We start from the raw sequence: 12,730 nt of genomic DNA, 5'->3' as shown, positions 1-12,730 counted from the left end.
GTATGGAGTAAAACGTTTCAGTAACTCTTACAGAAGCGCTGGCGAGTTATGTAGAACCGGCGACTGCAACAAACTCAGCGCATCCAACACAAACCAGATCGCTTGCTCTTGTAAGACGCAACCCCGGAGATAAGTCAACAAACTGGATGGCACATGGCTCGGTGGTGGTTGAATTTGGTCAGGCGTCAGCCACACCATGCCTTCAACACGCTGCACAACGACGCCTAGCGCAATGTTTCCCGGACGAATGATCACCAGAGAGTGTTGTTGAGTATTCAAGTCCAGCGGTGGGGTGCCTAACATGCGGGTCAGATCAACCACCCACAGGACGCGGCTGCGACGATTCATCAGACCAATCACGCAGGCAGGCATATTGGGCATGGGTGTCAGGCGGTTTGCAGACAGCACCAACACCTCCTGTACCTGCTTCATCGGCAGTACCAGCGGCATTTGAGGGTCAAGCAAAAATTTGAGGTGCGCTTCGCCCGGAACAGTTTGCTGGCGGTTCGAGGGCAGCGTCAGTGCTGATACGGTCATTGGCTTAACCTACGATCGCTTTGACAGTACGAATCAGTTGCTCACGCGTGAAGGGCTTGGTGAGATAGGCATCAGCGCCTTGCTTCATCCCCCACAGCCGATCAATTTCCTGGTTCTTAGACGTGCAGATGATAATGGGTACTTTTGCAGTCGCTGGCTGTTTTTTCAGGCTACGACACAGTTCAAAGCCACTCATACCAGGCATCACAACATCCGTAATAATGACATCAGGCTTCTGCTCGATCGCTTTGCTTAACGCTTCTTGTGCACTCACAGCATTGATCACGGTGTAACCGCTTTCACGTAGATAGTGGGTCATCAACTCTCGCTCAGATGGTGTATCCTCAACCACTAAAATCGTGATCATTAACGTTAAACTCATACAAGTCCTCTTTTGGGTCTTCGGGCGGATAAGTTGCTGGTGTTTGGTCATGGTTTTAGTTGCTAGAAGGAGTCAATGGTCAGGAGTTAAAAGTAACTCAAAACTCAAAACTCTTCGCCTAGCAACTACTAAATACTCGCGACTAATAACCAACTACTAGCAACTAACAACTTAAGTGTTTAAACACAATTTTCAACAGCTCTGACTGCGTAAACGGCTTGGTTAAATAGCCAGAGGCACCGACAAGTTTCGCTTTAGCGCGATCAATAAAACCTGTATTACCTGTCACCATAATGATGGGCGTATTCCTAAAAGTAGGGTGTCGCCGCAGCAAAGAACAGAGCTCATAACCATCCAGATTCGGCATTTCCACATCCATCAAAACCAGGTCTGGCTTACTACGAACAACCTGCATAAGCGCTCTTACTGGGTCGTTCACCATGATAATGGAAAAACTTGTGTCATCCAAGAAGCTATTAATTGCTTGCAATACAGTGGGGCTGTCATCAACACAAACAATTGTGTATTGAGCTTTTTGTGTCGCATTATTAGGAGACCTTACATTGTTTCCAGTAGTTACTGGAGTGGTAGCAGCAGACGCTGTAGAAACAGGTGCTTTTTCAAGCGTAGGATTGGGATACAGTGTCTTGGTTGGGGCTGCCAAATCAGGGCGCTTATTGGTTGCAGGAAGGGAGGGCTTAGCGGCTCGTTGTTGACGGAGGTGTTCCTGGCAAAATTCCACTAAGGGACGTAAATCAAGTCGATAATAGCTAGGAAACTCATCAAGTTTCTCTTTTTCAATCAATTCATAGCTTCCCTCCTGAACGAGTAGAAAAGACTCGATGACTTCCTTTGCTAGCTCTTCAATCAAACCAGCTACATGGTCAGGCGTCAGATGCTGCTGTTCCACTAACCAACAAAGGGCTCTATAGTCAGCGCATATTCTCGTTCGCATCTCTGGAGCACTCTCAAACAGTAGCCGTACTTGCACACGTACTGCGCTGACCAGCGTAGGCACTTGGCGACTGAGCTGCCGTAAATGACGGTCTAGACGCTCAAAGCGATCGACAGAATACGATGCATAAAGCAGTTCACCTTGATCGAGATAAAGCGACCAAACTGATGAGTGGCTAGAAACACGTAAACAGCCACTAATCTGACGGCTTTTTGCCTGTGCTAAGAGGCTTAAAGGATGCAATCTTTGAGAGGGCTTATGGTCAACCATAGAGATGGTGTTCATGGTAGTCAGCTTTGATTCATTCAAGGGTTCAACGAACGGTTCAATCAGATCGTGAGCATTACACTGCGTACCCAAAATTTAATGTTGATCGTTCTCTGGTAAGACGCTAAAAAGGCTTAAATATTTGGTTAAATATCTTTCTTTACTACTGCAATTCTCTTTAAATCGTGAGAAGCAGCCTCGTAGTAGCGATCGACAAACAATTAGAAGCTAAGCGCTAAGCGTCTTTAGCTCACAATTAATCGCACAGTCATTTTGGACTTATAGCTACAGGCTACACTGCTGCAATCTGTGGCAGCGTCACAAGCTTAAAGCCCCGATCAAGGCTTAGTCATTGCAGCCATTACCAGATGATGGCTCAGCCTTTCGCGGCTCCTAGCAATGGTATTGACTCCCCTGGCTGGGCTCTGAGGAAAGCTCATTGCAATTGAGAAAAAAGTTGAAGCTTAAAATTCGTTGCCGAAAAGAAGCGGTTGAGAGGTAGATACGATTACACGAACTGAAGTGGTAGATTGCAGCCTCTTTGAACCAGCGTTTCCGAGAAAATCGAACTTAAGATAGATGTCTTCCTAGTTAATAATGAGCATACCTTAAAAAACAGCCAAGCTTATGAAGGAGCAGTGAAGAAGCCATAGAAAAAAGCCTGGTTTCGATAAAGTGCAATAAGTTTGCATGGCAGATTAAACCCAATTTTCTGAAGACTCGACGGCAATCTTATTCGGAAAGAAGTCATGTGATTTGGAGCTTGGGACAATTTGAAATGTGGTTTTTGCACCATTTTTCCGTACTTTTTGGTGGCAAACGATACTCGTGCCTAGCTGTTTCTCCAAACTAGTCCAATGCCTCCAATAGTTGTTTGATTTTGTTGTGCTGCTGCCGATCTAATGCAGTTGGAAAACTTAATTCCATAACAATCCGATCGGGAAACTGATCGCCGTCATTGGCGAAAACTTCACCCTCTACAACAGGTATTAAACCTTCAACGTTTTGCACCTCGGCAACCAGGCTTTGCATAAACGGGCTATCAGAATCGCGCGCGATGAGTAACCCAAGCTGCGGCTGGGTTTGTTGAATAATCGCTAACTCTGGAATGATCCCTTCCCGAAACTCCAGGCGAAGATCGCGAATGCCAATTTCTGTGACAACAGCCGTGTACGACCGTCCTTCCCACCCTTCCCAATACAGTTGGGCGATCGCACGCACTTGTTTGCGAATTTTAACGCCTGTTTCTGGCTGGAACTCACGAAAAACCCGCCCAAAGCTGCTAACAATAAACCGGAGGGAAAGCAGCGGATTATCGGCAGTCGCGCGTTTTTGACCATACCACTCCTTCACGTCTGAATAAATCACTAGGCTCAGGTCATCCTGCTGAGTACGGCTGAGGTTAATAAACTGCACCGAGAGCAGCGTTTGCAGATTACTGGTGGCGATCGCCCGTATGACATGAGCATCAACCAGCACCCGCGCCCCATAATCGCCAACTAACTCAAGCTGAACAATATCTGGAATATTGGGCCACACCTCCAGTAAAATACGCGCACCCGTTTCACTCACATTCGTAGTAGTCCCCGTCCACGTTTGTTGATTGCTGTGGATGACCACTGGAAGGTGGCGGGGCAACCGATGAGCCTGTCGCAATTGGGGTTGTTCAAACGCGACCAGACAAGCAGCCATCACAAGCATTAAATCAAACGTGCTCCACAAAGCATTGATCACCACTGCTTGGCTGTCCTCCGGACTTACCACAAACCAAAACGGGACGGCTATGAGCGAAGCACCTGTGATGGCGCCTAAAAAGACCAAATAGCGGACACTCTCCAGATCAAAGCTGCGCTTCGTTACCGTCAGTCCTTTATCTGTCACATTAAACGACCCCAGTTTTGGGTTAACCAGCGCTAGCAAGGTGACAATGCCCGCCTGAAAGGACATGGCGAATTCGTAAATCTCATTCCAGAACGAAAATCGGACATGTTTATAGGGAATGTGATTGGTCTGCATCGACAGCAGAATATGGGGTAAGGCGTAGCATAACGTCTCGAACCCCAATCCTTTGACCGAATTGATCCCCAGCAGCAAATAGAGCACTGGGGCAATGACATACATCAAGCGGGGAAAGCCAAAGAAAAAGTGAGACGTAGCGCTGAAATAACAGAGCCGTTGCGACAGTCGCAGCTTCAGTTTCCGATTGAACAAGGGATTTTCGAGCCGCAAAATTTGCGCCATCCCCCGTGCCCAGCGTACTTGCTGCCCCACATAAGCGGAGAATTTTTCGGGTGCCAGCCCTGCCACCATGATTTTGTCGTAGTAGACCGTTTCGTAGCCAAGGGAATGGAGCCGCAGCGAAGTATGACAGTCTTCTGTGACAGTCTCGGTAGCAATGCCGCCAATTTTGAGTACGTAGTCGCGGCGGATGACGGCAGCAGACCCACAAAAAAAGGCAGCGTTCCAGAAGTCGTTGCCTTTTTGCAGCACTTTGTAAAACAGTTCATTGCCAACCGGCACCTGCCCACCAGTCAGCAGGTTGCGCTCAAACGGATCGGGGTTATAAAACCAGTGCGGCGTCTGCACTAACGCGACCTTGGGATTTTGAAAGAAGCCCACTGTATGTTGTAGAAAGTGGCGTACGGGGATGTGGTCGCAGTCGAGGATCATGACCAGATCGCCCGTTGTTTTAGTGAAAGCAGTGTTGATATTGCCTGCTTTGGCATGGTCGTTGTTGTCTCGTGTCAACATGAAGCAACCGAGCTCGTCACACATCTGTTGCAGTAGTTCCCGACGTTCTAGCAATTTACGACCATCATCCAGGACATACACCTGCTTTTTGTCGGCTGGATAGTCGGTTGCCACTGCCGCAAGCACCGTCTTACGCACGATTTCGACATCTTCGTTGTAGGTAGGAATGTAGATATCGACCGTTGGCCACTGGTCTTGAGGGGTCAGGGAAAGGTCAACGGGCTTGCGATCGCGGACTTTGATGGTTTGAAAGTAGGCCAGCAGCAGAGTGCCGATCGCGTACAGCTCCGCCACATACAGCAAGATACAGAAAAACCCATTGAGCCAGTTATCCAGGTTCATGGTGTAGGCCGTGCGGTAATAGAGATACCGCATGGTCGTCAATACACTCAACGCAATGAGAAACAGATGCAAGTTCTCACTACCACGAGTCTCAGACTGCTGTTCCTCTAGCCCAACGACGGTGTAGCCCACCGTCACCAAAATTACCCCCAGAACCGCTTGCTGCCAAACAGGGGGGCGTTCAAGCACCAACGGCACACAGAGCCATAAAGCGGCACCCGCTAAAAGCAAAAGTTGATAGCGAGTGAGCCAGCGCAAGATGCCGTCAGAGTAAGCAGGCAAGCGATCGACCAGCCATGTGGTCGACCACTGCTGCCAGCCTTTGGCAGGTTTAGTCCGTTGCCGATCAATCCAGAAAGAAGAAAGAGCTTTGAGCATGAGGAAAGGGATGCAAGGGGAGAAAGGGTAGAGGGGAGGCGTTTTGAGTTTTGAGTGCTCACTAGCGAGTGTCAAGAACGGTAGTGGAAAGGGTGGTTTTTGGAGTGGAAAGGGTGGGGTCTAAGCGTGAAACCACTTCTCCTTGCCTTCTGCCTTCTCACCCCTTCTTATGCAACCGTCCAAGATACGACTGCGCGATCGCGTAGAGCAGCAGGGCAGCGATGATGAAGCCGGGAGCGATGATAAACCAACCGATGCGTAGCGTTTTCAGGATGCGGCTAAGCAAGCTCATTTCACTGATTTGCTGCTTTTGTTTGGCTTGTTGCAAAAACTCCAGCGTGTAGGCGTTGGGGTCATATGGGTTGGGAGAGGGTTCACCCGCATCAATGAGTACAGTGTCTTCGCGCAGTTGGAAGAACAGAAAGTCACGGTTGAGCAGATCGCGCACATGGTCTAAGCCGGTTTTGGTCTGTCCGCTGAGGATGAGAAGGGCGCGATCGCGGTTCCAGGGCGACACGATTTCTTTGACAAGGCCTTCGGCATCGGGTAGCGTCTGCAGTTGGCTTTGCCCACGCTGACGGCGAAAGGCCTCTTGAATGGTGAAACCTTCTGAGCGCAAAGCTTCGGGTAGAGGAAAGCGATCGCGGGTACCGATCGCAATGAGATGGCGATTGCCACGATCTTGCGTCGGTAATTTACTGGCTTGGAATACATCCAGCTTGACCGACTCGGACTGGCTGAGTCGTCCCAAGCGTGCACTGACCTCTAAAAGGAGTGCCAGGTCGTTGGTTGTGGGAGCATCGGGCAGGACGATCGCCATTTTCGACAAATCTTGGGGAGCTGTAAACGGGAAGCCAAATTGCAACAGCTTCAGATCGGGCAGACGAGCGACGTTAGTCCGATTCAGCTCAAAGCTAGTATCGGCATGAACGGTACCCCAAAGCTGCTGGTCGAGGGCACGATTACAGGAGCGACGTTCACGGGGGTCGAGCTGAAAGCGGACGCGGATTTTGGAGTTGGGCTTGATCCGATCTTCTGGCAGCACCACTCTCAGGGTTTCGTGCGAACCGCCTGTCACGGAATCCAGCTTTTTACCCGTTAGCGCTAAGCCATCTAGCTGCACTTCTACCAAAGACGTGAGCGGGTTCACTTGAGGGCTATAGCTGTAGTTCAGATTCAAGACATTGCCCGTGGAAAACTGGTCATCGGGCAAAGCGCGGAAGTCGAATTCCATGACAGGAGCATCTGCACCACGCACGGTCATGTCTTCGTAGGGCTTATTGTCAAAGGTGGTCAGATCCTTGAGCTGAAAGTTGCTAGCGGTAGGCAGGTAGCCAGCCCACTCGCGGGATGGCCGTGGCGGCACATCATTCACTTGCCGAACGACGATCGCCTGCCCAGTGCCCAATTGGCGATCGCGAGACTGGATTAAAAACTGCACGGCCTTGGCCACACCTTCTGGACTGTTGCCAGTGGCGACCAGTACCGGATTGCGTTTATCGGCTGTCGTCGTCAGCATCACCACACCAACATCATTTGGTAAAACCTTTTGCTGTTCATCCCGCAGTTGCCCCTCTTTCAATGACAGCGGTAGGGTTAATTTCGCCAGAGCAGGCTGTGTTTTCGGTGTGCCTATAATGACCAACCGTTCATTCGGCTTTGTCTCATCGATCGCCGTCAGCAAGCGCGTATTCATGGGACGATATTGCGCAAACCGCCCCAGGCTTGTCTGAAAGCGGGTCGTCGCTGTCAACCAGGACTCATCAACGGCATTGGGCAACAGAAACGCTAGCTGGTTGGGCTCCAGACTGAGATTGTCAAAGATGGGAAAGGGGTAGTGGCTGAAGTTAAGGGCGATCGGCTGCGGCTGAAAGTTAAACACCAGCTTGGAATCGGGCAAAATTTCCGTCCATAACGATGGATCAAAGGGATCTTGCGTACAAGTGGGTGAGTTGTTTTGCAGTGCTGCCAGCACCACTTCGTTGTAATCCTGAATGAGGTCGGGGGGGATATCAAAAATGGCGCTCCCGATTTCTCCCTGCTTCTTATTAAGCGGCAAGCTGCCGACGCTGGCACCATTGACATAAGCAGTGAGGTTCGATCGAGTAGCATAAAGCGCTGGCGAGTGGCGAAACCGAATCTGCAGTTTGGCAGACTTGGGCTTCCAGGCACGGGGACGCGTAAACCGTAGCCGTGTCTCGTCATAAATGCTCCGCAAACGCAGACGATTCCCAACAACCGGACTGCGATTGAACTCCAGGACGTACTGCCCCGCTGCCAAGGGCTCAACCACGCCCCCTTTTTTGGCGGCATCCGAAACATCAGGATCTTTGGCGGCTGCTTCGCCAGAGGACTGCGGTGGGGCAGGGCCTTTATCAATACCCGCATCTGGCGAGGTTACAGGGGCATCGGCTGCTGGGCTTTGAGCATGGACAACTGCATGCTCCCAACCCCAACCGAGACTACAAATTAACGTCAGAAGAAACAGTCCGATCGGTAAAAATAGTCGTAGATGGATTTTTCGTGGTGCAGGCAATGGCGATCGTAGAAGCGCTGCGAACCAGGTAAAGAGCCGAAAGGGATTCATAGGAGAGTAGGGGTAGAGCGGAAGAGGGCAGGGAGGGGAAGGGGATCGAGGGAGCAAAGGGGAGAATGAAGAATGAAGGATGAAGGATGAAGGATGAAGGCTAAAGGATGAAGGCTAAAGGATGAAGGCTAAAGGATGAAGGATTCGAACCGTCTTCCTGCTCGCGCCTCACCCCTCTCTTCTTAGTACCGCTCCCAGGAGGGCTGAAAGCCTCGTCGTCGAAGGAGATCGACCTGGATTTTCTCGATTTTGCGATCGGTGGCACGATTGCTCTGTGGCAGTGTGGGCGTTTCTTTGGCCATTTGTGCCTGCCGTAGGTCTTTGAACTGCTGCAGGGCGATGCCGGGATGGTCTTGGGCAAGGCTCAGTTCGCCCAAAATACGTCGTGTGTCAAGGTCATCGGGTCGCAGGGCAAGCACGCGGGTATACAGCATTTTGGCCTCGACATAGCGCTGTTGCTGAAAGCGCACACCCGCCAGAGCAGCGATCGCGTCCACGTTATTAGGCTGCTGCTGCAAAATGGCGCTGTAGGCATTGCTAGCCAGCGCTAAATCACCCAGCGTTTGTGCCAGATCGCCCTGCACAAAGTAGGCATTCAAATCGCCTGGATTGCGGGTGACGAGTTGTTCCACCTGCGATCGGGCGGCGGCTGGATCGCGGGCTACCAAAACTTGCAGGGCACGACGCTGAATGGACAGGTTCTCTGAATTCACCGCCAATAAAGAGGTGTAAAGGGCTTCTCGCCTCGGATCGGCTGGCAGCGCTCCGACCAGGCTAAAAAGTTCTGGCGGGGTTTCAGCGGCAGCAGGCGACTGCAGCCATGTAGTGAGTACGGCTTCTGCTTCCGCTTGTGTGATGCGTTCTGCACGATAAGCGACGCTGGCTCGACCGAGTTGGGTGCGTAGATTGCCAGGATTTTTCGCCAGAACGTCGTCGTACACGCGTAAGGCGTCCTCCGATCGTCCCTGTGCCTGTCGCACGTCTGCCAAGCCCAGCAAGGCGTTGGATAGTACGGGCGCCGGTGGATTAGTGGCAATCAAAGCTTCGTAGCGTTGGGCACTGGCATCTAGCTTGCTTTCTCGCCGCTCAATCTCAGCGAGCAACAGTTGGGGGGCACGATCGCGCGAGCCCATAGCGGTTGCACTGTACGTTTGCAGCGCTTGCCGTGCTTGCTCAAACTTGCCTTGCTGCACCCAGATCTGCGCGACCCTAAAGTAGAGGAAGGGTGCATCAACATTGCTTTGCAGGAGTTCCTGATACTGAGGCAGCAGCACCGAATCGGGTGGATCGAGACGAACGAGAGCAAGGGCGATCGCCTGACGTTCTGTTGCATCCCCAGGCAGTGGCTGCAAGGCCGCTTGTAGCTGCTGTCGCAGTTCGCCAGACGTGATTTGCCCTAGCTGATAGGCGACTGCCACCCGTTTCACGATCAAGCTTGGCTTCGACTGCTGCCGTAGCAACTGCTCATACAGTGACGCTGCGTCCGATCGTGCTGGCGGATATTCGCTGAAGACATCCGCGGCTTCCGTCACCAACCCTGGCGATGGGTTGGCTGTTTGGCGCAAGACCTGACGATACTGCTCTACGGCTTCTGCATACAGTGCGGTATCGCTTGACTGCCGACCAATCTGACTCAGCGCTCGTGCCAGGGGTAAAGCAGCCTCCGGTTGATTGCGTAACGGTTGCAAAATCAGGCGGGCTTGCTCGGACTGTTGGTTCGCCTGATAGGCCTCTGCCAGTGCCGCTCGCACTTCGATCGCGGTTCGATCAGGGGCCTTGAGTTGCTTCAGTAACGGCTCCAGCAAAGCGATCGCCTGCTCAGACTTGCCAGTCTCCCGTAAGGCTGTCGCATAGGCAATCACAGCGTCATTGGGTAAGGCTTTCCCCGTAGCACGATAGCGTTCAAACAGCACAATACCGTCTTGATAACTGCCACTGTAGGTATACGCCTGTGCCGCGCCCAAAAGCACTTTGGGTGTGGGCTTCTGAAGCAGTCGTTGATAATCTGCCAGCGCTTCCGCAAACCGCCCCTGGTAGCCGTACAACACTGCTCTCTGCTCACGATCGCTCGTCCGGTCGGGAGCTAGCGTGAGTAACGTGGTCAGCGCCTCAATACCTTGCGCCTGCCACTCCGCTCGATAACCACCCAACACACCGATCGCAGAGAGTGCCGTCAGATTTTTCGAGTCTTGCGCCAGCACCTGCCGATACGCCTGCCATGCGTTAGCATCTTGGCCTGCCCGCTGATAGGCGATCGCCAATCCCAGCTTTGCCTCTAGCGACTGTGGGTTCTGCCGCAACGCCGACTGAAACGAGGCGATCGCATCCTTCACCCAACCGCGGTTAAGCAGCGTATAACCCTGACTGACTGATACCGACTGTGCTTGTGATGGCATTCCAGTCAGCGTAAGCAGCAAACCACTCGTTAGACCCAGTAGCACGAGGCGGAGAGAAAACGGTGAGGAGAGAGGAGAGAAGAGAGAGGAGTAAGAGAGCTTTGAGTTTTGAGTAGCGCTTTGCGCCGCTAGGTTAAAGAGTTTTGAGTTTTCCCAACTCCCGACTCCCAACGCCTGACTCCTTATGACCATCTGCCTTCCGCCTTCCGCCTTCTGCCATTCATTCAATTCACTCATCTCGACCTCCTAAAGAGTGGCGAAAGATCAAAATCTGTCCGGACACGTACGCCTAAGACCGTTTCTGAGAAGGCATTGCGCTCCTGAAGCATCACTGCTGCACGTAAATTGGGCGTGATGCGAAAGTCGTAGAACAACTCCAGTACGTCGGGGTTTTGGTCGCCCCGTGCACGTCGCAGATCATCGTTCGATAGTTGCCGTCCGTAGCCTATCCCTAGTCGATCGTTCGGCAAAAAGATATCCAGGAAGTTCAGTCCAGCACTATAGGTGGTGCCGCTGGAGTCTAAATTCAGGTTGGTATAGTGCCCATAGCGTCCAAAGAGCCCAAGCTTGAGGCTAGGAATGAAGAATTCGCCGTTGATACCATAGGCTTCTTCGCGATCGCCCGACCGGGGACCGGAACGACCCGATCGTGGAATGTCAAAAATTTCTCGAAAGCCGCTTCGCTGTCCGGCATCGCGGGATGAAACGTACGTCCCACGAATAATTGCGGTGCCAAAGCGAACGCCAACTTCGCCTGCGAACCCGTCCAGATGGAAATCGCCCAGGCTGCGCGATGAGGAAAAGGTCGTCGCCTTGAGGTCGATGTCGTCTGTGACGCTCCAGTTCACGAGTAAACCTGGACGAGACGCAATGCCCGCCGCTGCTAAGGCTGGATTGGTCTGAAACACGGAGTTAAAGAAGTGCGTGGCTCCGTCTTTGGCAAAGCTATTGCGATCGAAGTAGGAGGTCAGATCCATCAACCCCACAACAAACCGTAGCGTCGGCAACGATGGCAGCGATCCAGCAAAATACAGCTCATTGAGATTCAACCCCGTCTCTTGCGAATCAGCAAAGCCTCTGCCTGTGGTCAAATCCACCTCAGCACCAAACGCAGCATTGGGCGTCACGGGATAAAAAGTGGTCAAGCGTGCCCGTGCTGAAGTATCGCTCCCTTCTTGCTTAAACACGCCCTGTAGCTGGATCGACGGCACGCCCAAAACCTCGCTCCCCTGCCGCCGCACCTTATCGGAGGGTGCTGGCACACCGGAGTCTGCCAGGAGCAACGACGATCGCTCGAAGGTTAACTGCTGATTTGGTCGGCGCTGTTGATTCAACCATTGACATTGATCGGCGGCACTTTCAGCGCAAGCCTGACTGCTTGATGGCTGCACCAGTGAATCAACCGCAGTGGACGCCAGCTGAAGATTGGCCGGGTTGAACTCAGGCAAAAGAGCAACAGACTGCTTAGAGGTCGCATCCACCAACGCCTGAGTCATCGCTTTAGCCGCCTGCCGCGATCGCGTAGGATACTCTTGCAGGACACCACTTTTTTTGAAAGTACTGGAGCGACTGTCCTCAACCACTTGAGTCTGTGCAGAGGGAACAGGAGCCGCAGTTGCAGCGTCAGTGATTGACTCCGGGAGATCGTCGGGTTTAGAGTCTGCCAGAGCCGACGGGCAATTGATCAGCACTTCGGCTACGCCAGCGGTCAACATTAGAGCAACGGTAAAACCAAAGCACAGCAGTGGGTTGAGCCAGATCAGTTTCAATAACATGCGTCTGGCTGGGTACAAGGTTAGGGGTGTCTTCAAAGTCATAAGCTTGGTTGAATAGACGCCATCCCATTACGTTGCTGCACCGTTATTTAGCGATCGCGCATCGCATCATTCACGGAAATCGCACCATTCATGGCAGTTGATGGCAGGGGCTATGTGCAGCAATGGTTTCAATTTGCAATCGCAGCAGGCAAGTGCCAACCAGACAGACAAGCACTCCAGAGGAGCGAGAGCCTATCGATAGTGACGATCCAGTCAGCAGTCTGTAAAGGTTTACAATGCCTTCACAATGAGACCAATCTGAGAGACCCTGAGCGACTCAAAAGAGACCAATTCTTTCTGTTTCTGCATCATCTATTC

General features: G+C 52.1%; 7 protein-coding genes. All 7 read right to left on the bottom strand.

The genetic code is table 11. From position 1 onward, the window contains the following. Positions 1-27 precede the first annotated feature (27 nt). The 7 genes from C7B82_RS08970 to C7B82_RS08940 all read right to left on the bottom strand — a co-directional run bounded on the left by C7B82_RS08970 (position 28) and on the right by C7B82_RS08940 (position 12,370). Complete coding sequence (locus C7B82_RS08970; RefSeq protein WP_106255954.1) at positions 28-537, bottom strand: chemotaxis protein CheW; 510 nt, start codon at positions 535-537, stop codon at positions 28-30. A gap of 4 nt (positions 538-541) precedes the next feature. After that, positions 542-919: a response regulator transcription factor gene (locus C7B82_RS08965; protein ID WP_106255953.1), complete on the bottom strand. Its 378-nt coding sequence runs from the start codon at positions 917-919 to the stop codon at positions 542-544. Between the two features lie 163 nt (positions 920-1,082). Beyond that, a complete protein-coding gene (locus C7B82_RS08960) occupies positions 1,083-2,159 on the bottom strand; it encodes a response regulator (protein ID WP_106255993.1) in 1,077 nt (358 codons plus the stop codon). Between the two features lie 831 nt (positions 2,160-2,990). After that, the gene (bcsA, locus tag C7B82_RS08955) at positions 2,991-5,612 is read right to left on the bottom strand and encodes a UDP-forming cellulose synthase catalytic subunit (protein WP_106255952.1); all 2,622 of its coding nucleotides are present in this window, start codon (positions 5,610-5,612) and stop codon (positions 2,991-2,993) included. 157 nt (positions 5,613-5,769) lie between these two features. Then, positions 5,770-8,199, bottom strand: a complete 2,430-nt coding sequence (locus C7B82_RS08950) for a cellulose biosynthesis cyclic di-GMP-binding regulatory protein BcsB (RefSeq protein ID WP_106255951.1) — start codon at positions 8,197-8,199, stop codon at positions 5,770-5,772. Positions 8,200-8,381: 182 nt separating this feature from the next. Beyond that, positions 8,382-10,832, bottom strand: a complete 2,451-nt coding sequence (locus C7B82_RS08945) for a tetratricopeptide repeat protein (protein WP_219904166.1) — start codon at positions 10,830-10,832, stop codon at positions 8,382-8,384. Further along, a complete protein-coding gene (locus tag C7B82_RS08940) occupies positions 10,829-12,370 on the bottom strand; it encodes a carbohydrate porin (protein ID WP_106255950.1) in 1,542 nt (513 codons plus the stop codon). Before C7B82_RS08940 ends, C7B82_RS08945 begins: the two co-directional genes overlap by 4 nt. Positions 12,371-12,730: the final 360 nt, after the last annotated feature.

It is taken from the genome of Stenomitos frigidus ULC18, assembly GCF_003003795.1.
Lineage (GTDB): Bacteria > Cyanobacteriota > Cyanobacteriia > Leptolyngbyales > Leptolyngbyaceae > Stenomitos > Stenomitos frigidus_A.
The sequence above is the reverse complement of the archived record's forward strand: the minus strand, read 5'-3'. Positions and strand labels throughout refer to the sequence as shown.

Bases quoted from the DNA above. Each gene is read 5' to 3' on its own strand.
- C7B82_RS08950 (WP_106255951.1), bottom strand. From the start codon at position 8,199: ATGAATCCCTTTCGGCTCTTTACCTGGTTCGCAGCGCTTCTACGATCG.
- C7B82_RS08940 (WP_106255950.1), bottom strand. From the start codon at position 12,370: ATGTTATTGAAACTGATCTGGCTCAACCCACTGCTGTGCTTTGGTTTT.
- C7B82_RS08960 (WP_106255993.1), bottom strand. From the start codon at position 2,159: ATGAACACCATCTCTATGGTTGACCATAAGCCCTCTCAAAGATTGCAT.
- C7B82_RS08970 (WP_106255954.1), bottom strand. From the start codon at position 537: ATGACCGTATCAGCACTGACGCTGCCCTCGAACCGCCAGCAAACTGTT.
- bcsA (WP_106255952.1), bottom strand. From the start codon at position 5,612: ATGCTCAAAGCTCTTTCTTCTTTCTGGATTGATCGGCAACGGACTAAA.
- C7B82_RS08945 (WP_219904166.1), bottom strand. From the start codon at position 10,832: ATGAGTGAATTGAATGAATGGCAGAAGGCGGAAGGCGGAAGGCAGATG.
- C7B82_RS08965 (WP_106255953.1), bottom strand. From the start codon at position 919: ATGAGTTTAACGTTAATGATCACGATTTTAGTGGTTGAGGATACACCA.